General features: G+C 68.0%; 22 protein-coding genes and 2 tRNA genes. 9 read left to right on the top strand and 15 right to left on the bottom strand.

All coding sequences use genetic code 11. The annotated features are described in order from the left end of the window. Positions 1-150: 150 nt before the first annotated feature. The 4 genes from WDJ57_RS07930 to WDJ57_RS07915 are packed head-to-tail and all read right to left on the bottom strand — an operon-like array spanning position 151 to position 6,603. A complete protein-coding gene (locus tag WDJ57_RS07930) occupies positions 151-1,761 on the bottom strand; it encodes a DUF7519 family protein (RefSeq protein ID WP_338905388.1) in 1,611 nt (536 codons plus the stop codon). Beyond that, the gene (locus WDJ57_RS07925; RefSeq protein ID WP_338905387.1) at positions 1,758-3,218 is read right to left on the bottom strand and encodes a DUF58 domain-containing protein; all 1,461 of its coding nucleotides are present in this window, start codon (positions 3,216-3,218) and stop codon (positions 1,758-1,760) included. Before WDJ57_RS07925 ends, WDJ57_RS07930 begins: the two co-directional genes overlap by 4 nt. After that, positions 3,215-3,850, bottom strand: a complete 636-nt coding sequence (locus WDJ57_RS07920; protein WP_338905385.1) for a DUF7269 family protein — start codon at positions 3,848-3,850, stop codon at positions 3,215-3,217. The genes WDJ57_RS07925 and WDJ57_RS07920 overlap by 4 nt, the downstream gene beginning before the upstream one ends. Next, the gene (locus tag WDJ57_RS07915) at positions 3,850-6,603 is read right to left on the bottom strand and encodes a transglutaminaseTgpA domain-containing protein (RefSeq protein WP_338905383.1); all 2,754 of its coding nucleotides are present in this window, start codon (positions 6,601-6,603) and stop codon (positions 3,850-3,852) included. Before WDJ57_RS07915 ends, WDJ57_RS07920 begins: the two co-directional genes overlap by 1 nt. Positions 6,604-6,716: 113 nt before the next feature. Here WDJ57_RS07915 and WDJ57_RS07910 point away from each other — a divergent pair, with 113 nt between their 5' ends. Continuing rightward, positions 6,717-7,334, top strand: coding sequence for a DUF309 domain-containing protein (locus tag WDJ57_RS07910; protein WP_338906265.1), 618 nt, complete (start codon positions 6,717-6,719; stop codon positions 7,332-7,334). A gap of 100 nt (positions 7,335-7,434) precedes the next feature. Here WDJ57_RS07910 and WDJ57_RS07905 read toward each other — a convergent pair whose 3' ends face one another. Then, entirely contained in the window at positions 7,435-7,557 is a 123-nt protein-coding gene (locus tag WDJ57_RS07905; protein WP_338905381.1) for a hypothetical protein, read from the bottom strand. Positions 7,558-7,829: 272 nt separating this feature from the next. Further along, a complete protein-coding gene (azf, locus tag WDJ57_RS07900; protein ID WP_338905379.1) occupies positions 7,830-8,591 on the bottom strand; it encodes an NAD-dependent glucose-6-phosphate dehydrogenase Azf in 762 nt (253 codons plus the stop codon). A gap of 110 nt (positions 8,592-8,701) precedes the next feature. On the opposite strand from azf, the gene WDJ57_RS07895 reads away from it, so the two are divergent. From WDJ57_RS07895 to WDJ57_RS07880, 4 genes are all read left to right on the top strand, one after another. Beyond that, entirely contained in the window at positions 8,702-9,061 is a 360-nt protein-coding gene (locus WDJ57_RS07895; RefSeq protein WP_338905378.1) for a dihydroneopterin aldolase family protein, read from the top strand. 78 nt (positions 9,062-9,139) lie between these two features. Beyond that, a complete protein-coding gene (locus tag WDJ57_RS07890; protein ID WP_338905377.1) occupies positions 9,140-10,141 on the top strand; it encodes a DUF7544 domain-containing protein in 1,002 nt (333 codons plus the stop codon). 60 nt (positions 10,142-10,201) lie between these two features. Next, positions 10,202-10,459 (top strand): hypothetical protein, encoded by a 258-nt coding sequence (locus tag WDJ57_RS07885; RefSeq protein WP_338905376.1) that lies wholly within the window; start codon positions 10,202-10,204, stop codon positions 10,457-10,459. Positions 10,460-10,579: 120 nt separating this feature from the next. Then, positions 10,580-11,035, top strand: coding sequence for a DUF5790 family protein (locus tag WDJ57_RS07880; protein ID WP_338905375.1), 456 nt, complete (start codon positions 10,580-10,582; stop codon positions 11,033-11,035). Between the two features lie 9 nt (positions 11,036-11,044). On the opposite strand, the gene WDJ57_RS07875 is transcribed toward WDJ57_RS07880, so the two are convergent. Both WDJ57_RS07875 and WDJ57_RS07870 read right to left on the bottom strand, forming a co-directional pair. After that, positions 11,045-11,797, bottom strand: a complete 753-nt coding sequence (locus WDJ57_RS07875; RefSeq protein ID WP_338905374.1) for a creatininase family protein — start codon at positions 11,795-11,797, stop codon at positions 11,045-11,047. Between the two features lie 50 nt (positions 11,798-11,847). Further along, positions 11,848-12,360: a DUF6789 family protein gene (locus WDJ57_RS07870; RefSeq protein ID WP_338905372.1), complete on the bottom strand. Its 513-nt coding sequence runs from the start codon at positions 12,358-12,360 to the stop codon at positions 11,848-11,850. Between the two features lie 130 nt (positions 12,361-12,490). On the opposite strand from WDJ57_RS07870, the gene WDJ57_RS07865 reads away from it, so the two are divergent. Then, entirely contained in the window at positions 12,491-12,685 is a 195-nt protein-coding gene (locus tag WDJ57_RS07865; RefSeq protein WP_338905370.1) for a DUF7501 family protein, read from the top strand. Between the two features lie 4 nt (positions 12,686-12,689). On the opposite strand, the gene WDJ57_RS07860 is transcribed toward WDJ57_RS07865, so the two are convergent. Beyond that, a complete protein-coding gene (locus tag WDJ57_RS07860; RefSeq protein WP_338905368.1) occupies positions 12,690-14,588 on the bottom strand; it encodes an ABC transporter ATP-binding protein in 1,899 nt (632 codons plus the stop codon). Positions 14,589-14,632: 44 nt separating this feature from the next. After that, on the bottom strand, positions 14,633-15,142 hold the full coding sequence (locus WDJ57_RS07855) for a DUF192 domain-containing protein (RefSeq protein ID WP_338905367.1): 510 nt from the start codon (positions 15,140-15,142) through the stop codon (positions 14,633-14,635). A gap of 86 nt (positions 15,143-15,228) precedes the next feature. Between WDJ57_RS07855 and WDJ57_RS07850 the strand changes: the two genes are divergently transcribed. Both WDJ57_RS07850 and WDJ57_RS07845 read left to right on the top strand, forming a co-directional pair. Next, positions 15,229-15,302, top strand: a tRNA-Val gene (locus tag WDJ57_RS07850). Between the two features lie 315 nt (positions 15,303-15,617). After that, a complete protein-coding gene (locus WDJ57_RS07845) occupies positions 15,618-16,247 on the top strand; it encodes an SOUL family heme-binding protein (protein ID WP_338905366.1) in 630 nt (209 codons plus the stop codon). A gap of 9 nt (positions 16,248-16,256) precedes the next feature. On the opposite strand, the gene WDJ57_RS07840 is transcribed toward WDJ57_RS07845, so the two are convergent. Next, positions 16,257-16,547 carry a DUF7577 domain-containing protein gene (locus WDJ57_RS07840; RefSeq protein WP_338905364.1) on the bottom strand — a complete coding sequence of 97 codons (291 nt, stop codon included), beginning with the start codon at positions 16,545-16,547 and terminating at the stop codon, positions 16,257-16,259. A gap of 131 nt (positions 16,548-16,678) precedes the next feature. On the opposite strand from WDJ57_RS07840, the gene WDJ57_RS07835 reads away from it, so the two are divergent. Further along, a tRNA-Phe gene (locus WDJ57_RS07835) sits at positions 16,679-16,752 on the top strand. A gap of 722 nt (positions 16,753-17,474) precedes the next feature. Here the strand turns inward: WDJ57_RS07835 and WDJ57_RS07830 are convergent. The 4 genes from WDJ57_RS07830 to WDJ57_RS07815 form a co-directional block, all read right to left on the bottom strand. Next, positions 17,475-18,098 carry a winged helix-turn-helix domain-containing protein gene (locus WDJ57_RS07830; RefSeq protein WP_338905362.1) on the bottom strand — a complete coding sequence of 208 codons (624 nt, stop codon included), beginning with the start codon at positions 18,096-18,098 and terminating at the stop codon, positions 17,475-17,477. Positions 18,099-18,201: 103 nt separating this feature from the next. Further along, complete coding sequence (locus tag WDJ57_RS07825) at positions 18,202-19,005, bottom strand: SWIM zinc finger family protein (RefSeq protein WP_338905360.1); 804 nt, start codon at positions 19,003-19,005, stop codon at positions 18,202-18,204. Between the two features lie 317 nt (positions 19,006-19,322). Then, positions 19,323-19,832, bottom strand: a complete 510-nt coding sequence (locus tag WDJ57_RS07820; protein ID WP_338905358.1) for a hypothetical protein — start codon at positions 19,830-19,832, stop codon at positions 19,323-19,325. Then, positions 19,813-20,370 (bottom strand): winged helix-turn-helix domain-containing protein, encoded by a 558-nt coding sequence (locus tag WDJ57_RS07815; RefSeq protein WP_338905356.1) that lies wholly within the window; start codon positions 20,368-20,370, stop codon positions 19,813-19,815. Before WDJ57_RS07815 ends, WDJ57_RS07820 begins: the two co-directional genes overlap by 20 nt. Positions 20,371-20,534 lie beyond the last annotated feature (164 nt).

Raw genomic sequence — 20,534 nt, 5'->3', positions numbered from 1 at the left:
ATTCTCCAGCTGTACTGACCGATTCATCATCCCGCTACCTGGCCAAAAAGTGGTTACCGATACGCGCTCTGTATCTTGCACGACGGATTCAACAAGTCCCCACTCAGTCAGGTTCGAAAGTATGACTACTTCTGCGAATTCCGATAGGGCTCACCGCAGCGCCGCGACGAGGAAGACGATGCCGGCGAGCACGCCCATCAGCGCGACGACGGCGGTCGGCGAGTCGGCGGCGATGTCGGCCTCGATGGTCGTCGCGACGCCGTAGGCCAGAACCGTCCCGACCAGTCCGACCGCCAGCGTCCCGCCGGCGTGGACGAGTTCGGCGTTGCGCGTCGGGGCGCGTCGGCCGATTTCCTCGCCCAGCGTCGTCCCGTAGCGGCCGACGTCCCAGACGAGGAACGCGCCGACGAGGCCGCCGAAGACCAGCCACGCCGGCGCGTCGACCGTGCCGGCGAAGGTGGCGGCGACGAACAGGCCGCCGCTTGCCAGCGAGTACCCGGCCGTCTCCCCCGACAGGTAGCCCGCGAGGAGTGCGAGGCGGCCGACGAGGACCACCGCTGCCGTCACGCCGACGAGCAGCGCCACGAGCACGACGACGATGGTGCCAGCCCCGAAGAAGTCGGTGTAGAGCGTCACGCTCTCGCGGAACGCCGTCTCGAAAGGAGTGGGTAGCTCGGCGGCGATCGACGCGACGAGCCAGGCGACCACCGACTGCGCGACGGCGATGGCGACCGCAGTGACGACGGCGCCACCGACGAAGGGGCCGATTCTGCTGAGAAAGCCAGTAATCGACCCGCGTGCGGCCCGCCGGAGCAACCGGGTCGCGACCACCGTCGGCACCGCGACGGCCGTGGCGCCGACGAGGACCGACCGGAGCGGCGGGGCCGTCGACAGCTCGACCAGCGTGCGGTACAGCCCCGGCCCGACGAGTTGGCGGAGGTCGGTCGGGCCGCCGCCCACTTCGAGGACGGCGAGGGGAATCGCGCCGACGACGCCGACCGCGGCCGTCCAGGTCAGGGCTCGCCGGACCCCCTCGACGCGGCGCTGCTCGGTCTCGCCGCCCCCGCTGTCGGCGAGCAGTTCCGCGACGGGGAGTGCGGCGATGGCCGCCCGGACCGACAGCGCGGCGACCGCGACCAGCAGCGCCAGCGTCCCGAGGTGTGTCGTCACGGGCGCGGGCGCGAGCAGCCAGTCGCCTACTCCGGCCAGCAGCGGTCCGAGCAGTACCGGCGGCTGGCTGCCGCTGGTCAGGTACGCGCCGACGACCATCGCCGCGCCGGCGACGGCGGGGACGAGGCTGGTCTTGACGGTCAGCCAGAAGTACGACGCCAGGGTGGAGCCGTCGACGACGTTGCGGACGCCGACGGCCACGCCGAGGACGGCGAACAGGCAGCCGACGACGACGCCGACCTGGCTGAGCAACAGGAGCGAGCGGGTGACGAGCTGTCCGGTGGTCTCGACGGGGAAGAAGGAGCCGACGAGCACCAGCACCGTGCCCACGGTCCCGACGAGGAAGCCGACGCCGACGGCCACGGTCAGCAGGCTGGCGAGGACGCCCGTCACGGTCTCCATCCGCGCTGTCGAGACGAGGTGGAGGCTCGCGGCGAAGCAGGCCGCGCCCGCCGTCCCGAACAGCGCCGGCCACAGCACGAGGTCGACCTCGCCGAACAGGAGTGCGACGAGGCCGGCCGTGACGACGGCGGTGATGGCCGTGCTCGTCAGCGTCGGCCGGCCGGTGTGGGTGGACGTTTCGGTGCTCATCGTCCCCCCAGCAGGTGTGGCAGCGACTCCCGGAGCGCGTAGTCGATGGGCTGGTCGAGGTCCCAGCTGACCGTCGTCGCGCCGGCGAGTTCGGCCTCCCGGAGGTGGAGTCGGCGGCGGACGCCCAGGATGGTCTGGCCGACACTGTCCCCGCCGGTGACGTCCGGGCTGACCAGGACCTGCGGGTAGCCACGCACCGCCAGCGACCGGACCAGGTCGGCCGGCCAGCCGTCGACGACGGGCGAGCAGACGACGACCTGCGCGTTCGGCGGGAGGCGCGCGAGCACGCGCTGGATGCGCTCGTCGGGGCCGCCGTCGGCCCGCGGCGTCGTCGCCACCTCGCGGTCCGCGGACTGGCCGTCGGTCTCGCCGCTCGCAGTTTCCGTCTCGGCGGTCGCCTCCGGCCGTCTCCGACGCTCCCGGGTGGTCGCCGCCGCTCGCTCCCTGCCGCCGACGTCGCCCAGCGTGTGCGGGGCCGCGTTCTGGTCGGCGACGTCCTGCAGTTCGCTCAGCACCCGCTTGGCGCGGGCGGCGTGGCCGCGCTCCTCGGGGTCGACCCAGGGGAGGCCGTCCGGGCCGACCAGCCCGTCGAGCGCGCCGTCGTCGACGCCGACGGCGGTGACCGTCGTGGCGATGCCGGCGTCGCTGAGCGTGTCGTACAGCCGCTCGCCCGCGTACGCGCACAGTTCCGCGCCGGTCGGATAGCCCGCGCGCGGCGTGATACGTCCGACGGGGCGGGCGTCGACCAGCAGGACGGTCCGGATGGACTGCTCCTGGCGGTACTGGACGGTGACGAACTCGCCGGTCTTGGCGTAGTGTCGCCAGTCGACCCTGTTCATCGGGTCGCCGGCCTGGTACTGCCGGGTGGCGTAGAACTCCAGCCCGCTCCCGCCGGTGTCGGTCGGCAGCGTCCCGGCCCGCGGGAGCGCGGCGTCACGGATGGGCGCGTGCTCGACCGTGTTGGCACACGAGAGGGTCACGTCGCCGTCGGCGTCGACGGTCAGTGTCTCGACCTCCGTGGCCGCAAGCGAGCGCAGGCGGACGGCGGGGTCGCCGAAGTCGTACTGGCCGCGCTTGGCGACCACGGTGTATTCGAGCGTCGCGCTGCCGCCGGGCGGGACCGAGAGCGCGGCCCGCGGCGACCCGTCGGTGACCGCCAGTTCGTCCGGCACGCCGTCGATGACCCGCAGGTCACTCAGCACGCTGTCGCCGGTGTTCTCGACGGTCACGGTGACGGTGACCGCCTCGCCCGGTCGGGGGTCGGGCTGGTCGAACGACCGGCGGACGGCCACCTCCGCGGACGCGGGGAGGCCCGAGACGACGCCGTAGAGGACGTAGGTGAGCGGAATCGCGGCGGCGACCAGCAGAGTGCGGCTGGCGTAGAGCAGGCCGAAGCCGGTCAGCGCGAGCGTCCCGACCAGGCCGACGTTCCACCGATGGACCCGCCGGCGCGTCATGGCGTCTCCTCCGTGAGTGCGGTCGCCGCGGCGAGCGTGCGCCGGATTCGGCGCTCGCGCTCCCGTTCCGGCGTCAGCCACAGCCTGACCCGCGAGAGCAGCGACGCCTGCGGCCCTTCCTCGGCACCGAGAAAGGCCGCCGCGACGCGGTCGTCGGTCCAGTCGCCCGAGGCGACGACGTCGCGGGCCTGGGCCCGTCTGACCTGGTAGCGCCGTGCGTACGCCTCGACGACGAGGCCGGTCAGCGCGTCCCGCACCGCTGCCAGCCGTGCGCCGCCGGACGCGACGGCCCGGTCGACGTCCGCGTCGATGTCGGCGGCGGTCAGCGTCCGCCGGTCGGCCGTCACCGCCTCCGGCGGGGCCGTGACGGCCCCGTCGAACCGTCGCTCGGCGGGCGAGGCGCTGGCGACCGTCCGGTCGCCCGGCGAGGAGCGCGCCGCCACCGTGACGTACAGCCCGACGACGAGCGTCGCGACCAGCATCACGAGCGTCGGGTCGAGGCCCGAGAGCTGTCCGACGACGGCCTCGACGGGGCCGACGGCGAGTAGCACCTCCGGCGCGACCACGAACACCGCGGCGACGAGCGTCGCCAGCGCCCCGAGCGTGCCGAAGACGGCGACCCGCAGGCGCATCACTCCGCCCCCCGCGGTCCGTCTGTCGTCTCCTCGCTCTCGTCGGCCCGGTCCCGCTCGATTGCCGAAAGCGCCTCCTCGACGCGCTCCAGCCGCTCGCTGGCCGAGCGCGCGCCGTACTCGACCTCGCGGAAGGCGTCCCGGAGTCTCGCCACCGGCTCCGCCGGCAGGCCGTCGCGGTCGACGGCGTGGCGGGCGATCTCTCCCGGCGTCTTCGTGCGCTGTCGCCGGAGGCTGACGTAGTCGAGGAACTGCGCCCACGCGCTCCGCACGGTCCGGCGTGCCTCCGCCGGCGTCGTCTCGGCCGGCCGCTCCTCGGGGGTCTCGCCGCGCCCGACGCGGCGTCGGAGCGTCCGTCGCTTCGTCGTCAGCCACGCCAGCAGCGCCGCCCACAGTTCGGCCGGAGTCACCCTCCCGCGCAGCAGGGCGGCCAGGTGGGCGGCAGTCCGGCGGAGCCGCGCGGCCAGGCGGGCGAGCAGTTCGTCGCCACGCGTCGCCAGCGTCACGAGCAGCCACTGCGCGGCCTGGACCGTCAGCCGGGGGAGCCGACGGAGCAGCGCCAGGACCTCACGCGGCGCGTACCCGCGGCGAGCGGCCACCCCCAGCGGCACGGCGACGGCCAGCACCAGCCCAGCGAGCGCCAGCCCGAGGTTCGCGAGAAGCCCGGAGACCGTCGCTTCGTCGGTCAGGCCGAAGGCGCTGGCCGTGAGGGTGGTGCTCGACGCGAGGGGCAACCCGACCGTGGCCGTCCCGTCGACGCCCGTCGTCGCGGCCCGTCGGCCGTCGCGCAGGACGGGGGCGGAACTGACGGGGTCGCCGCCGGCCGTCACCGTCACCGTCGCGGTGGTCAGCGGGAGCGCGAGCGGCGCGTCGGGCGCGACGCTGACGTTCAGCGACGGCAGCGTGAGCGTCCGCGAGCCGGCAATCGGCTCCCGCTCGACGGCTATCGTGACGGGTCCGGGCTGGTCCGGGAGCGCCACCGTCGCCCGGCCACTGTCGCCCGTCGTCGCCACCTGCCTGTCGTCGACGTGGACGGCCGCGCCCTCGACGGGGACGTCGTCGACCGTCGCGGTGACGGTGACAGTCGCCCCGGGAACGACGTCGCCGGAGACGGTGACCGTCGCGTTCGTCTCGACGGGGATGGTCACCTCCGCCGCACCCGTCGACGGTGGGGGGAGACGGTAGAAGCGGTCGGTGTCTGCCGGGAGTGCCCGCGCCCCCGCCGCGGCGAAACTGGCGGCGGACCCGTCGTCGACGTCGACACGGAGTTCCCGGGTGTAGGGGACGGTAGCGACGACCGTCCCCTGCTCGTCGGTCGTCCCGACGGGGTCGCCGTTGAACAGCACCGTCGCCCCGGCCGCGGGGACGCCGTTGCGCGAGACGCTGACCTCGACGGCCGTCCCGGGGACTGCGGTCCGGTTCAGCGAGATGTCGTACCCCGACTCTGTCTGGCCGGTTGTTCCGTCGTCTTGGTCTTCCGGGTCCGTCTCGTCGGGTCCGTCCGTCGGCGTCTCGCCGGGGGCGGGCGTGGCCGTCGGCGTCCGTTCGGCCGTCTCCCCCTCCGGCGTGAAGGACTCGCCGGGGCTGCCCTCCTCGCGGGGCGTGTACTCCTCGTTCGGGCTCTGCTCCGCCAGCGACTGCTGTTCGGTTCGGAGGCGCTCGCTGCCGGGCGTGGGGTCGAACTTCACCCAGCCGACGTCCTCGAAGTAGACCTCGACCCAGGCGTGGGCGTTCATCGCGCGGACGGTGTAGGTGTCGCCGGCCTGCTGGCCGGTCGAGTACCCGACCGTGTAGCGGGCGGGGATGCCCTGTGAGCGCAGCATGACGACCATCGACGTCGCGAAGTACTCGCAGTACCCCCGGTCCATGTCGAAGATGAACGTGTCGGCCATCGAGTCGCTGGTCCGGGAGACGTTCAGCGAGTACGCCTTGTCGGTTTCGAGCCACTCCTCGATAGTGACGGCCGTCTCGTAGGGCGTGGAGGCGTTGCGCGTCAGTTCGTCGGTGAACTGGCCGACGCGGGCGGGGACGTCGGTCGGCAGGTCCGTGTAGCGGCGCTCGACGTCGACCGGGTAGTCGGTCCCGGCCGCCCGCAACAGCGCGGTGTCCTGGGGCGGTCGGTGGCTGACGCCGACGTAGCTCTCCCCGGTCCCGAGCGCCTGGTCGGTGCGAACGGCGCGCTGGTCGGTCACGAACAGCCCCGACCGGTCGCGGACGGTGCTCGGCCGCCAGACCGTCGGCAGCGCGGTGGCCGACCGGTTCAGCGTCACCTCGTACTCGACGCGGGGCCCCTGGATGCCGTCACCCTCGATGGGCCCGTCCAGCGGCACTGCGCCGCCGCTCTGTCGCCAGCCGGTGCCGGTGTAGCGGTCGTAGGCGGCGGTGCGCCAGTAGGCCGGCCGCGGGCTGGTGACGGTGAAGTGGACGGTGTTGTTCTGTGACTGGTAGGGGTTGGGGCCATCGACGCCCGTCGCGCCGCCGACGTCGGTGTTCCGGGAGGGGTTGAGCGCGCCGAAGCCGCTCCGGCCGATGTTCCCCAGTTCCTCCGGTCCGAGGCCGCTTCCCGGCGGTCCCTCGGAGCTGAGCGCGGTTCCGGGGACGAGGCGCTCGGCGGGACTGCCCCCGGCACCGCCGGTGAGCGAAGGGACCAGCATCCCGGCGAGCACCAGCGCGAGCAGACAGCACGCGACGAGCAGGATTCGCACCGTATCGCGTGCCGGCGCTCCGTCGGAGTCCGTCGCTTCTGGAGCCATTTGTCAGGACAGCGTGTGTCTTGGGACGATTGGTGCGGACGGGTATAACGATGACGCCGACGCCCGGGGGCGAGCGCGTCAGAGTTACGGCCCGCGCTCCCCAACGGCCCGACATGGACGCCCACCTCCGGGCCGGCATCGCCGTCTACAACGCCGGCGGCTACCACGCCGCCCACGACGCCTGGGAGGACCACTGGCTCGACCTGGAGTCGGGCACCGACGACGAGCGGTTCCTCCACGGGCTCATCCAGTTCACCGCCGCCGTCTTCCACGCCCGCAACGGCAACTGGTCCGGCGCGACCGGCCTGGCCACGAGCGCCCGCGAGTACCTGGCCGGCCTGGACGACGACTACCGCGGCGTCGACGTGGCCGCCGTCCGCTCCTACCTCGGGGACCTGGCCGCCGACCCGGAATGTATCGAGCGCCGGCCGCCGCTCGCGCTCGCCCACGAGGGCGACCGACTCGCGCTGACGGACCTCGACTTCGAATCGACGGCCGTCGCCGCGGACGTGCTGGCGGAGGAACACGGCTACGACGAGGCCGTCGTCGCGGACGCCGTCGAGTACGCCCGCGCGGACCTCGACGACGGCAAGACCGAGAGCCCCTTCGTCACCTTCCTGTTCGACTTCGTGCGCGACCCGGAGAGCCGCGGCATCGTCGCCCAGCGCCTGGCCGAGCACGTCGAGCGCCGCCGCAGCCGCGAGGAGGACGTCGAGGGACTGTTCGACTGACGCGCCGGTGACGCGCTCCAGGCGTACGCGCCGCTTTCGGATTGTTGCTGCCGGAAAAATCGCGTCCGCGAACCTGTCGTGACGTCAGTCGACGCTGTGGCTACTCCCGCAGCCAGGCCAGCAGGCTCTTCAGCGGGCTGTCGACCCGTGCGAGGTCCTCCGGACGCGGCGTGTCTTTCAGTCGTACGGGACCACTCTTGGGTCTGGTCACTTGCTTCGCCATTGCATGTGGACCTCGTTGCTGGACGGGCTTAAATATATTGGAAGTGTGATATTTTGTTCAGCGTCGACCGTGATAGATGACTATTTTTCATATCGGAATTCGATACCGGATTTCGCAATATTTGCTGTTCGAGACACTCTACGGGACATCTACGTCACGTCAGTAACCTAAATATCCTGTAACTTGGGCGGAAAATCCGACCGGTCGACGCAGCCACGGAAGTACACGAAAAGTGATAGTATGACTCACTGTGCCACGGCGGCCGGGGCGTGTTACTGGACCTGTTCGTCGCCGTTCCACTCCGCGGAGTTGTCGCGGGGGGCGTAGCCGAGGGCTTCTTTGGCGCGCTCTAAGGAGTAGTACTTGCGGTCGTTGTCGGAGATGCCGTAGACGATTTCGTAGTCGTAGTCGGCCCGGAGCGCGCAGTCGTGGAGGTGCCAGCAGTCACGGGGCGAGAGCCACATCGCCTGGCCGCGCTCGTAGTCGATGGGTGGGTGCTGCTCGTTGAGGTTGCCGATGCGGACGTTGCACACCGAGATGTCGTGTTTGTCGTGGTAGTACCGGCCGATGATTTCGCCGGTGGCCTTCGAGATGCCGTACTTGTTGCCGGGGCGGGGCAGTTCCGTCCCGTCCAGGCGGAAGTCGTCGTCCGCGCGGTACATCTCGGGGGTGCGCTGGTCGCTCTCGAAGGCGCCGACGGCGTGGTTCGAGGAGGCGTAGACCACCTTCTCGACGCCCTCGTCGACAGCCACCTCGTAGAGCGTGTGGGTGCCGTCGATGTTGTTCTCCAGCACGCTCGTCCAGGGGGCGCTGGGGCGGGGGTCGCCGGCGAGGTGGATGATAGCGCCGACGCCCTCGGCGGCGGGGGCGACGTCCTCGTAGTCCTGTACCTCGCCGGTCCAGTAGGGGTGGTCCGGCTCCTCGGCGGGCTGGCTGTGGTACATCAGTCGCCAGTCGTACTTCTCGCCCAGCCCCCGGAGGATGACCTGCCCGACGTGACCGCCAGCACCCGTGAGCAAGACCGGCTCGTCCATTCAGTCGTAGCCAGGCGAACGACCGGTAAGTAGCATACGATTTGTTGCGAGTCCTGTCGCCGCGTTGCCGCGACCGACGCATCATTACGCCGTGCGCGGGTACTGGCGGTATGACCGAGGACGCGGACCCGACGGCGGCGCAGGTGGCCTGCTTCGAGGCCGGCATCAAGTTCGGCTCGCTGTATCACCAGTTCGCGGGCACGCCCGTCAGCCCCGCGAGCGCGGACTCGCTCGCACGAGCGATGGAGGCGGCCATCGAGAACCAGCCCCACTGCGAGAACGTCGTCGTGGACGTTCGCGAGGACCGACTGCGGGACGCACTCGCCGACGCCAGCGCCGACTACACGGAGCTGACGGGACGGTTCATGGACGTGGACGTGGAGATAGCCTACGAGGGCGTGGCCGTCCACGCACAGATGCGGATGGCCGACGGCTACCCGCTGATGGAAGTGGTCGACGTGCGGTCCTGAGCCGCAAGCACGGCGTGCTCGCCCGCCGACTGCTCCCCGATGTATCAGATTTATGTCGCTGACAGGCGCATGTTCAGTATGGCCTACTATGCCCTGGAGTGCGTGGACGACGCCGTCGAGGCCACGCGCGACTTCCTCCTCCCCGTGGACCGGAGCCGGTGGCTGAAACTCGCCGTCGTCGTGTTCTTCCTCTCCGGCGGGTCGGGAGTCAGTTCGCTCCCGAACACCTCCTGGAACGTCTCGGCGGAGGAACTCGGCGTCGTCGACGTTCCCCCCGGTCTCGATTCGCTCCCCGAACTGTTCGACACAGTCCTCCCGTTTCTGGTGGGGCTGGCCGTCGTCTTCGCGCTCGTCGGCGTCGTCTTCGCGCTCGTCGGTTCCATCATGGAGTTCGTCCTGGTCGACTCGCTGCGCACCGGGTCGGTGGCCGTCCGTGCGACGATGCGGGAGTACCTCGGTGGCGGGCTGGCGCTCTTCGCCTTCCGGCTCGTCCTCGGACTCGTCGTCGTCGGCCTGTTCGCCGCGCTCGCGCTCGTGCTCGTCGTCCCGGCAATCGGCAACGACGCCCAACTACTCTTCGGCGTGGCCGTCCTCGTCCCCGTCGGGCTCGTCGTCGGCGTCACGGCCGCCGTCGTCCACGGCCTCACCACGGAGTTCGTCGTCCCGACGATGATACACGAGGACCGCGGTCTGCGGAGCGCGTGGGGGCGGTTCTGGCCGGTGCTGCGCGGGAACCTCGGGCAGTTCGCACTCTACGTGCTCGTCCGCTTTGCCCTCACCATCGGCGTCGGCATCGTCGCGGGCATCGCCGTCGGCATCGCCGCCGTCGTCGTGGGCGTCCCCTTCGTCGTCCTCGGCGGCGTCGCCTGGTTCGGCACCGGCGGCGCGCTGACGCTCGGGTCGGCGGTGGTCTACGGGCTGTTGCTCGCGGTCTACGTCCTGACGTTGCTCGCCGTGACCGCCGTCGTCCAGGTGCCGCTGAAGTCGTTCACGCGGTACTACGAACTGCTCGTCCTCGGTGACGTAGAGCCAGAACTGGACCTGATTCCGGAGCGCCGCGAGTCGGTCCGCTCGCCGTAGCGGTCCGCGGCGACGGACGCTGCCCGAATATTTATCACGCTCAGTTGAGATGTTCGAACGATGTCCGCGTCCCCGCCGTTCATCGACAGGGAGTCCGGTGAGCTGGATACGAGCCAGATTCGAGCAGAGGCGTTCCCGCTCGCGGGACTCATCGTCCTGTTCGGCGGGCTGGCGCTGATTCCGTTTCTCCTCGGTATCCTGTTCGGTAACTCCAGTCTCAGTATCCTGTTCGTCCTCGCGACGCAGCTCGTCCTCGCCGTCGGTGCCGGAATCGTGCTCATGTACGTCGTCGCCCGCGCGATACAGCTCGCCGGCTAGCCCGAACGGCCCCCGCTGCTTCCGTCGTCCCGGACTAACCTCGCGCCCCCTCTCGTGTCGGTCGGTTTCACTTTCACTTTCAGGCGTGCGTTTAACCCGTCCGCCGGCGAAGATGCCGGTATGAGTCAATCGACACTCGACGACGACGAACTCTTCGGCGAGGCGGCATCGGAGATGCGCGCGGACGTGGAGGACTCTCTGGCCGCGGCCCGCGAGAGCCTGCCCGACGCCGACGACGTCTGGGAGGTCGAGGCCGACAACACGCTGGGCGTGCTGAACGCGCTCCGGTCGGCGCTCGACGTCGGCGACGCCGAGGACCACCTCCGCGACGCGAAGAAGTGGTACACGATGGGCGAGCGCGCCGACGCCTTCGAGGACGCCGGGGACCTGGAGGAGGCAATCGCGGACGTGGAAGAACTCGTGACGGACATCGAGGACGCCCGCGAGCAGGTGGGCGACCTCACCAGCACGATTCCGCAACTCCGCAGCGCGCTGGAAGACGCCGACGACGACGCCGACACCGACGCGGACGCCGACACCGACGCGGACGCCGACGCCGCCGAAGCCGAAGCCTGAGTCCGAGCGTCAGTTTTTCTGGTGCCACTCCCGGCGCTCGACAGTCCCGAGCAGGTCCGCCAGCGCGTCGGCCGCCGCCGCGAGCAGTTGCTCGCCCGCCTCGGCGCTGCTCTGTCCGGGGTCGCCGACGGTCCCGCTTTCGGAGAACTCCGCGGTGTCGTAGGCCAGGTTCGTCCCGGACTGCCACTCGCCCCAGCCGTCGGCTCCCTCGGTCGCCGCCTGCTCGAAGCGGTCCTCGTCGACGATGTCCGGCTGGATGTGCCGGACGAGGCTGGTCTCGACGGCCCCGCCGTGGCCCATCCCGGCGTCGTCGGGCAGCGCCGCCGCGTCCCCGGCGTCGACGGTGTCGAACCAGGTGAAGGGGACGGTGTAGGCGGTGCCGTCGCGGGTGAGGCGGCCGCAGACCTCCCGGAGGGGGGCGGTGTTGCCGCCGTGGCCGTTGACGACGACCACGCGGTCCCAGCCGTGGTGGGCGAGGCTGGCGACGGTCTCGCGGACGTTCGCGCGGAAGGTGTCCTCGCTGACCCACAGCGTCCCCGCGAAGTGGCGGTGCTCCTCGGCGACCCCGACCGGCAGCGCCGGCGCGACGACGACCTCCCCGTCGTAGGCGTCCACGCCGGCCTCCGTGACAGCCGCCGCGGCGAGGTGGTCGGTCCCCAGCGGCGCGTGCGGGCCGTGCTGTTCGGTGCTGCCGACGGGCAGGACCGCGAGGTCGGTGTCGGCGGCCTCGGCGTCGGTCCACGTTACCTCCGTCAGGTACATACGCGCCCGTAGACCGCCCGGCGTCTTAACGGCTGGCGCTCTCGCCCGGCTCAGACCAGCGTATCCGGCCGTTCGGAGAGGTAGCTGAAGACCAGGCCCAGCGACGCGCCGTAGACCCAGTGGGCGACCAGCGTCAGGACGAGATAGAGCACGAGCGAGACGCCGCCGAAGCCGGCGTAGAACGCGCCGACGAAGCCGGTCCACAGCGCCGTCCCGAAGAAGACGCCGGCGACGGGCCAGGAGTCCCCCGGGAGATACTCCTTCAGCGAGGCAAACAGCAGCGGCCAGGGGAACATCCCGCCAGCCAGGAAAATGAGGTAGCCGACGGTAACCTCCGGAACGAGCCCGCCCAGTCCGACGAGCCGGGCCAGCGCGCCGAAGGACTCCCGCGAGAACGCACCGAAGGACTCCGCGACGAGCAACACGACCGTCATCATCGCCACCCCGACGAGACCGCCGGCCGCGCCGACCACCCCGTCGGCGACGATGCCGCCGAGCCGGTCGTACTTGCTCCCCTCCTCCGCGAGTGCCGCGTCCTCCAGTTCCGTGGTGCCGTCTGGCATGACCACAGTTGTGTAGGCTCGTCGCGGCAAAAGTGTTGATTGAGATTCACGTGCGGATTACTCACCGGGCAGTTCGGTCCGATGGGGCACGCTCCCGTGGCTTGATGCCCGGCCGGGGCGTAGTATCACTATGGCGCACGACCACCCCGAATCGAGCGAGTCCGACTGGGACAACCCAGACTTCTGCCCGTTCTGTGGGGCCGAACTCATCGACGCCGGCGCTGGCTTCATGGAGCACATCGAGGACGCCGAGACCTGCCGCGAGCGGTTCGAGGACTGGCGGACGAACATCGTCGAGGACGTCGGCGAGGAGTGGGGTGGGTGAGCGGTCAGTCGTCGGCGTCGGTGCGTGCCCGGCGACGCGCCGCCCGCTCGACGAACTCGGCGGGCAGGTCGTCGATTTCGCCGGCCTGGACCGCCCAGAGGTTCGCGTAGAGCCCGTCGGCCTCCAGCAGGTCGCCGTGGGTCCCCCGCTCGACGACCTGGCCGTCGTCGAGGACGACTATCTGGTCGGCGTCCTTCACCGTCGAGAGGCGGTGGGCGATGACCAGCGTCGTCCGGTCCGCGGTGAGGCGGTCCAGCGAGCGCTGGATGAGCATCTCCGTCTCCGTGTCCACGTCGGAGGTGGCCTCGTCGAGGACGAGGATTTCGGGGTCTTTCAGGATGGCGCGGGCGATGGCGATGCGCTGGCGCTGGCCGCCGGAGAGTTTGACGCCGCGCTCGCCGACCATCGTGTCGTAGCCGTCGGGGAGGTTGGTGATGAACTCGTGGGCCTCGGCGGCCTCGGCGGCCTCGCGGATGGCCGCGTCGTCGGCGTCGGGCGTCCCGTAGCTGATGTTGTCCCGGACGGTCCCGTAGAACAGGAAGGTCTCCTGGCTGACGTAGCCGACCTGGCTGCGGAGGCTGGGCACGGTCACGTCGCGGACGTCGGTCCCGTCGATGCGCACCGCGCCCTCGTCGACGTCGTACAGCCGCATCAGCAACTTCACGGCGGTGGACTTGCCCGCGCCGGTCGGCCCGACCAGCGCCACGGTGTCGCCGCCGTCGACGTCGAAGTTCACGTCGTCGACGACGGTCTCGCCGTCGTACCCGAAGGAGACGTGGTCGTACTCGACGTCGCCGTCCCTGACGGCCAGCGGCTCAACGTCGTCGCGCTCGCCGATGCGGTCGGGGGTGTCCATCAGGCCGAAGACGCGCTCGGCGGAGGCGTACGCGCGCTGGTACATGTTGATTATCTGCCCGAACTGGGCCATCGGCCAGATGAACCGCTGCGTGTAGAAGATGAACGTCACGAACACGCCAGCGCTGACGGTCCCCTCCAGCACCCAGAGGCCGCCGACGGCGAAGGTCACGACGAAGCCCAGGCCGGCGAGCAGCCGGAGGGCAGGGAAGAAGGTGATGCGTGTCGTGATGGCGTCCCAGTTGGCGTCGTAGTAGTCACGCGAAACGTCGTCGACGCGGTCGGACTCGAAGGGCTCGGTGTTGCTGGTCTTGATGACCTGGATGCCGCCGAGGTTGTTCTCCAGCCGGGAGTTGAGCGAGCCGACCGTCGAGCGCACGTCGGCGTATTTGGGCTGGATTATCTCGATGAACTTCTTCGTGAAGAAGGCGATGATGGGCACGGGTAACAGCGCGACCAGCGCCAGTCGCCAGTTCAGGTAAAAGAGGATGCCGGCGATGCCGATTACCATGATGACGAGCCGGGAGACGGAGTTCATGCCGTCGTTGAGGAACTTCTCCAGCCGGTTGACGTCGTTCGAGAGCACCGACATGAGTTCGCCGGTCTGCTTGTCGGCGAAGAAGTCCATGTTCAGCCGCTGCATCTTGTCGTAGGTGTCGGTCCGGACGTCGTGTTGCACGCCCTGGGCGAAGCGGTTCCACCCCCAGTTTCGGGTGTAGTGGAAGACGGCACCGCCGAGAAAGCTCGCGGCGATGATGCCGCCGGTGAACCAGAGCTGTCCGGTCTGGGTGTCCGGCAGCCACGCCTGCGGGACGAACAGCAGCGAGAAGGCGGATTCGTTCAGAAAGATGGCGTCGATGGCGATGCCGAGCAACAGCGGCGGCAGGAGGTCGAGCACCCGCGCGAGGATGCTGCTCACCAGCCCGACGAGGAAGTAGCCCTTGCGCTCGCCGCCGCCGTACTCGGTGTACAGGCGGAGCATCGGCCGGTCGACCTGCTCGCGTTCCTCCTCGAACGCGTCCGAATCCGGACCAGCGTCGATATTCACACCTGATGCATGGGTTTGCGCGCAAAAAGTGCGTCGGGGTCACCTCAGCCGCCGGCCGGTTCGGCGTACGCCGCGGGAATCTCGACGGTGTCCCCGGCGGCGATGCCGGTCCGGTTCGTGTACCCGCGGGGCACCTCCAGGACGTACTTCCCGCGGCCGGGGTACTCCAGCGTGGTGTCGTCCGCTGGCACTGCGGCGTGGCGAATCGCCCGGATGGTCCCGTCGGGCGCGACGAAGACGATGTCCAGCGGGAACGACATCGACGGCGGCATGATATAGGGTTTCTCGCCGTCGCTGGCGTGGACGAACAGCATCCCCTCCCCGTCGGAAAGCGTCTCGGTCCGGCGCAGTCCCACCCGGCGCTTGGCCGTCGTGTCGGCGACGCGGACGTCGACGGTGGCGAGTGCCGTCCCGTTCTCGTCGACGACGGTGACCGACGTGTTCTCGTAGGGGCCTGGATTGACGAACTGGATGGGCGGGACGGCGAGGATAGCGACGACGGCGAGGACGGCCAGCAGGCCGGCGACGACCAGGACGCGCTGCCGGGTATCCATGGTGTGTCGGTGGTCCGAGGCGGGGGTAAGCGTTCCGACCGCAGAGAGAAAGCATTATTCCCCCGGATAGGCTTGTCCCCTCTGTAGGGTTCGTGGTCTAGTTGGTTATGACGCGGCCTTTACAAGGCCGAGGCCGGCGGTTCGAAACCGCCCGAACCCATATTCCTGTTGCGAGCAACCCGCGAGCAACAGGAATCGGACGTGAGCGGCGCGTTTCGAACCCTATCAGTCGCGCGCAGCGGAGCGAGCACGTCTGATTTCGGTTCGAAACCGCCCGAACCCACTTTTGCCGCGAACAATCCGTGAGCGGCAAATGGGCATGCGGTTTCGCGCCCAGAGGACGAGCGAAGCGAAGTCCTCGCGGTTCGAAACCCCCCGAACCCCCTGCCGTTGGCCGCACCCTCCTCGCCAGCCATAGAGCCCAGATAGCACGGGCCTGACCGGGCTTTATCCTGTCAGGGAGCGTACGTACCATATGGTCCGCAAACGCACACTCGCACTCGCAGCACTCGGCGGCGCGGTCCTGGCCGCCGGTGCATCGACCCTCTACCAGCGCGCCGCGACGGAGACAGTCTCCTACACCGTGGTCGCACGACTCGACGACGTCGAACTGCGGCGATATCCGGAATCGGTCGTCGTCGAGACGGCCGAAGACTCCCAGATGGAGGCGTTCCGGCGGCTGTTCCGGTACATCGCGGGCGCGAACGCGGCGGACGACGAGATAGCGATGACGGCACCGGTCGAAATGTCCGGCGGCGGTGCGAAGATTGCGATGACCGCCCCCGTCGAAATCGGCGGCGACACCGACGAGCAGCGGATGCGCTTCTACCTCCCCGAGGAGTACGACATCGACTCCGCGCCGCGGCCGACCGACGACGCAGTCGAACTGGTGTCCATCCCGGAGCGCACCCTGGCGGTCCGGGAGTTCTCCTGGCGACCGACCGAGGACCGCATCGAACGCGAGACGGAGGCGCTGCTCGCCGCGCTCGACGATGCGAACGTCCCGCTCGCCGGCGAACCGTTCTTCATGGGGTACGACGCGCCGTGGACGCTCCCCTTCCTCCGCCGGAACGAGGTAGCGGTCGAGGTCGAGAGTTCCGCTTGAGACCGCTGCTCACAGCCGTCCGAGACAGTTCTCGCAGTACGTGAATCCTGCCTCGTTGGCCGTGCCACACTGGGTGCAGGTCACGCCCGGTCCCGTCTCCGCATCTCCGTCGAGCGCGGCCGGCGGTCCGCGGTCGAACTCCGGGTCTTCGGTGTAGCGCTCCATCTCGCCGGTCTTCCACTTCCGACGGCGTTCGATTCCATCGACGACGATTCGCTTGAGGACCGGAATCGCGACCGCTAACGCGACGAGGAGGAGAACAGTGATGACCGCGGCGTAGACCTCTCCGAACGTGACCACACGGTTACTACGGCCGGCGTCGGTTTATAAAATGCGCCTCGTTGACACACGGCATTGCGTGTCCGGATTGTGGCCCGCCTTTCGAAATCCTTTTTTCCCCACTCGCCATCGGTCGGGATGTCGCATCGCGCGCCGCCTTAGCTCAGACTGGGAGAGCACTCGACTGAAGATCGAGCTGTCCCCGGTTCAAATCCGGGAGGCGGCATCCGGCTTCTACACGATTCTCATTCGAGAGCGTTACGCACTCGACTGAAGATTGAGCTGTCCTCGTCTCCGCGAGTGGAGCGAGCGGGAAGTCGAGAGACGAGCGTAGCGAGTCTCTCGAAAGTTCACAATCTAGAAGGCGGCATCAGACTCAGAGTTCAAATACCCGCTAGCACGGCGTGTGTCAGTGGGTGCTGGGAAGCCACTTTCTCTTGGATACCGCTCTCGACTCTCCAATTCCTCGGCTCCTTCAACTGGGACCACCGAGTCGATCGTTGAGCGCATCCATCATCTCCCACAGGAGACCAGTCACCGAGCGTCCGCCAAATGAAACTGGCACGTATGTGTACTCGTCGTTCGTGTTGTCCCGCTCCTGATAGTGGAGCAAGCCGTCGACGTGTGGGTTCGGTTCGCAGTGGAATCCGCAGTCGAGACTGTCTGGCTCGCTGTAATGGAGGGTGTAGTACGCCCGAATCGGTGTTCGCTTCCACGTGTCGCTCCCACGATCAGATGCTTCGGGCCCAGGTGACGGATTCGGGATCCACGTCACCCGGAGCGACGCTGTCTCCGCTGTGCGACTGAACCACGACGGGTCGAGTGTCGCACGCAGTTCCCGGTACGCATTCGGTGGTTCCCCCTCGACAGAGCGAACGGCAGGGTGTCGCGCCAGTTCACCGCGCAACTCGCGAAGAATGCGGTGTCGATCCCGGCCAGGATCAGCCGTCATACTGTGATCGACGACGGGTCGGCTGACCAGGTATCGTAGTTTTCGATGGCGTCCTGCACGAGCGAGAGTCGGTATCGGGCGAGTTCCCAGTCGCTCGCGACCGCGACGAGTTCGTGTGCCTGCTCGGCAGATACGTCAACTTCGGCTGCTCGTTCACGCAAGGTTTCCGGGGAATCAGCGTCGTACTCGGCTTCCCACGCCGCAATATCGCCTTTCAACTCGGCGGCCTGCTCCGAAAGTTCGCGTTTCGTCGTCTCCTGGAGTAACTCCCTGACATCCCGGAGCCGCGTGTACAACGGATCCGGATAGTAATGGCGGGTCCCATCGTTCTCGATCGCTGTTACCACACCCAGATCGATGAGCCGGCGCAGGTGGTCCCGGGCCGTATTCGGGGAGACGGCCGCTTCCGTCGCAATCCACGACGCTGGCCGCGGCTCCGAGAGTGTCATCGTGACTGATTTCACTCGGTCGAACGCCGACGCGTGTTCTTTCCACGTCTCGACCCATTCAGTCTCGTCGGGCGGATTCTCGGGCGACATACTCGACAGTACCCACTCGAGCGTAATATTTCTATCTCTCCGCAAATTATTGCGTGGATCAGTGAGCGACGCGTCGGTCACAGCGAGAAGCGACGGTCGTTCTCCGACGCATTCGAATCCAGACCGATGATCTGTGCCACTGTCCCGCACCCGATTTCTACCAGGAATCGATCCGGTGGCTCGCTCATCGTTCGTCGTACTGGTCCTCAAGATTGTCGAGTGCCCGCCAGAACTGTTCGCTGTTGATCGGCGGTTCCCTCGATGCACACGCTTCCAGCACGCCGGCGTACGTGTCGAACGCCTCGGGATCCGGATCGGTCGCGAGGACACACTCCACGTAGCCATCGAGTGCCCGCTGGATGGTCTGGACGTAGTGATCGTAGGCACCGTCGACCAAATTGTGTCTCTCGTCGACCTCCTCGAAGATTGCTCGGTAGACCGTGCCAGCCGCGAGATACCGTTCGCGGTCGCGGTACTGCTCGGCAACCTCGAAAAACCTCGAGAAGTCGATGGCCTCGAACACGACCGGGTCAGCGTGTGTCTCGAACAGTTGGCCTATCTCCTCGCGGTACTCGTCGACCGATTTGTGGTCGTCGCCGAAGCGTGCGAGAAACTGGTCGCGCAACTCCGCGTTCTCGGCGAGTGCATCGCGGACGAACGCGCGTAGCTCCTCGGCGGATACGTCTGCGAGGACTGTCTCGATGTCCTCACTTTCGTCTCGTGGTGGGCTCGCGGCGACATCCAGTAATACGGCGACGACGTGCTTGCAGTCGCCGCTTCCGTCGTACGGACAGGTACACTGCGTTTCGAGAGTTCGCCCACCGAACTCGACAGTCACGTCGTACAGGTTCGACCCTTGAACCGTCGCCGTCACGAGGTCGCCGAATCGGGCAAGGCGCTGGATGCGTCCCTCGTCGCGGTAGTTCACACCGCGCTCGAAGACGGCATCGGTACACCGCTTCTGGATCGTCGCCTCGTCGACGTTCATGCCCACGAGTATGTCACACTCAGTCGAACCATTTCCGGTTCACTCGGCGGCTGCTGATCGCCGGTCAAGTGGGCAGGCCTGCGACGAGAAACCGAAGGCCTGGAAGACTATCGTTGACTACCTTCCGGTTGTTAGTAACCCGATATCGGCAGAGGCGAGGATTGCTTGAAATGAATAACTGAGAGAAATAAACCGGTCCAACTGCTAAGAGGCGAGGATTTCGAATACGTACTCACGTACGTACCTGTGTACATACTCAGGTACACGAGTGACCACCCGACTTCTGGTGTCGCTCAGAACTCACCAAAATCCCGGACCTACTCACTTTCCGTGGGAGCGGAGGTAAGTCCGGCGGGTCGTCCCTGCTCCCACTCGACCGCGAGGACCGCGTCTCGAAGCGAGTCGAGTCTGCGCGCCACGACATCCAGCGGATGTGAGTCGATGAACTGCGCTGGTTCGTGCGCGACGGGTGTCGAGCCGTCGTTCACCTGCAGATGAACTGGCCCGAGGTCGCCGTGCGTGTCGTCTTGGTGCCAGCCCACCAGCAGACTTCGGTCTGGCTCGATCCAGTTGCACCAGTAGTACTCGTGCGGTTCGCCGGTCTGCAGTTGAAATCCGATCTCGACCCGCGCAGCCGTCACCGGGTACTCGTCGTCACCGAGGAACTGGCGTGGATCTACCTTAGCGACGACACGGTAGGGGCCGGCTTCACGCGGTTCAGCACGCCGTCGTCGAACGTTGTCGAACTCGCCGCTGAGCCGGTTCTGGATACGGTCGTGGAGCCGCTTGCTCTGTAGGTTCGCCCGGTTAGCGAGGAAAACGACCATCAGGCGAGTGTCGAGGGGAGTCAGTCCGCGGTGACGAGAGTTCGATGACGTCATCATACAGTTGGAGTGCGTGCTTCACGAGTCCGAGTTCCGTGTTGATTGCTTCCCACGTAGCGATCACGTTGCGGCGCTCACGGAGCTCCGCAGCCGATAGGTCCCCGCCCGCGAGTTGCTCCCGAAACTCGTCGAGCGAACTGACGTCGTACTCCGCAGCCAACTCTTCCTGTTCTTCTTTCAGTTCCGTGAGCTGACTCTCCAGTTCGTCACGCGAGTGTGCCTCGATCAGGTCAGTCACCTCGTCGAAGAGCATCCGGACCGGGTTCAGATCGTAGGCTTTCGTCCCGCCGACAGTCATTTCCGTGACCCAGTCGTCGCTCTGCAGTCGCTGGAGTTCGTCGTCGGCTGTCGCGCGCGAGACCGCTGCCCGGTCCGCGATCTCCTGTACCGGCGTTGGTTCGTCCAGCAACTCCACGACGTGCCGGACGCGCTCACGCCCGCTCGTACTCTCCGTCCACGACCCCGAGTTCGGCTCAGCCATCTGTACCGATTCCTTGCGCCCGCTATGTCAAATAATTTGGCTCAGCTCAAATATTCAAACAACGCGTGACCTGTCCTCCGATGAAAAGCGGCTCTGATGCTGGGATGGGAGCATTTTTCTACAATCTGACGGCCTGCTGGCCCCGTTCGGTTTCCGCTTCGTCG

This window comes from Salinibaculum sp. SYNS191 (genome assembly GCF_037338445.1).
GTDB lineage: Archaea > Halobacteriota > Halobacteria > Halobacteriales > Haloarculaceae > Salinibaculum > Salinibaculum marinum.
This window is presented reverse-complemented; position numbering and strand designations above follow the sequence as displayed.

Bases quoted from the DNA above. Each gene is read 5' to 3' on its own strand.
- WDJ57_RS07930 (WP_338905388.1), bottom strand. From the start codon at position 1,761: ATGAGCACCGAAACGTCCACCCACACCGGCCGGCCGACGCTGACGAGC.
- WDJ57_RS07925 (WP_338905387.1), bottom strand. From the start codon at position 3,218: ATGACGCGCCGGCGGGTCCATCGGTGGAACGTCGGCCTGGTCGGGACG.
- WDJ57_RS07920 (WP_338905385.1), bottom strand. From the start codon at position 3,850: ATGCGCCTGCGGGTCGCCGTCTTCGGCACGCTCGGGGCGCTGGCGACG.
- WDJ57_RS07915 (WP_338905383.1), bottom strand. From the start codon at position 6,603: ATGGCTCCAGAAGCGACGGACTCCGACGGAGCGCCGGCACGCGATACG.
- WDJ57_RS07910 (WP_338906265.1), top strand. From the start codon at position 6,717: ATGGACGCCCACCTCCGGGCCGGCATCGCCGTCTACAACGCCGGCGGC.
- WDJ57_RS07905 (WP_338905381.1), bottom strand. From the start codon at position 7,557: ATGGCGAAGCAAGTGACCAGACCCAAGAGTGGTCCCGTACGACTGAAA.
- azf (WP_338905379.1), bottom strand. From the start codon at position 8,591: ATGGACGAGCCGGTCTTGCTCACGGGTGCTGGCGGTCACGTCGGGCAG.
- WDJ57_RS07895 (WP_338905378.1), top strand. From the start codon at position 8,702: ATGACCGAGGACGCGGACCCGACGGCGGCGCAGGTGGCCTGCTTCGAG.
- WDJ57_RS07890 (WP_338905377.1), top strand. From the start codon at position 9,140: ATGGCCTACTATGCCCTGGAGTGCGTGGACGACGCCGTCGAGGCCACG.
- WDJ57_RS07885 (WP_338905376.1), top strand. From the start codon at position 10,202: ATGTCCGCGTCCCCGCCGTTCATCGACAGGGAGTCCGGTGAGCTGGAT.
- WDJ57_RS07880 (WP_338905375.1), top strand. From the start codon at position 10,580: ATGAGTCAATCGACACTCGACGACGACGAACTCTTCGGCGAGGCGGCA.
- WDJ57_RS07875 (WP_338905374.1), bottom strand. From the start codon at position 11,797: ATGTACCTGACGGAGGTAACGTGGACCGACGCCGAGGCCGCCGACACC.
- WDJ57_RS07870 (WP_338905372.1), bottom strand. From the start codon at position 12,360: ATGCCAGACGGCACCACGGAACTGGAGGACGCGGCACTCGCGGAGGAG.
- WDJ57_RS07865 (WP_338905370.1), top strand. From the start codon at position 12,491: ATGGCGCACGACCACCCCGAATCGAGCGAGTCCGACTGGGACAACCCA.
- WDJ57_RS07855 (WP_338905367.1), bottom strand. From the start codon at position 15,142: ATGGATACCCGGCAGCGCGTCCTGGTCGTCGCCGGCCTGCTGGCCGTC.
- WDJ57_RS07845 (WP_338905366.1), top strand. From the start codon at position 15,618: ATGGTCCGCAAACGCACACTCGCACTCGCAGCACTCGGCGGCGCGGTC.
- WDJ57_RS07825 (WP_338905360.1), bottom strand. From the start codon at position 19,005: ATGAACGTCGACGAGGCGACGATCCAGAAGCGGTGTACCGATGCCGTC.
- WDJ57_RS07820 (WP_338905358.1), bottom strand. From the start codon at position 19,832: ATGGTCGTTTTCCTCGCTAACCGGGCGAACCTACAGAGCAAGCGGCTC.
- WDJ57_RS07815 (WP_338905356.1), bottom strand. From the start codon at position 20,370: ATGGCTGAGCCGAACTCGGGGTCGTGGACGGAGAGTACGAGCGGGCGT.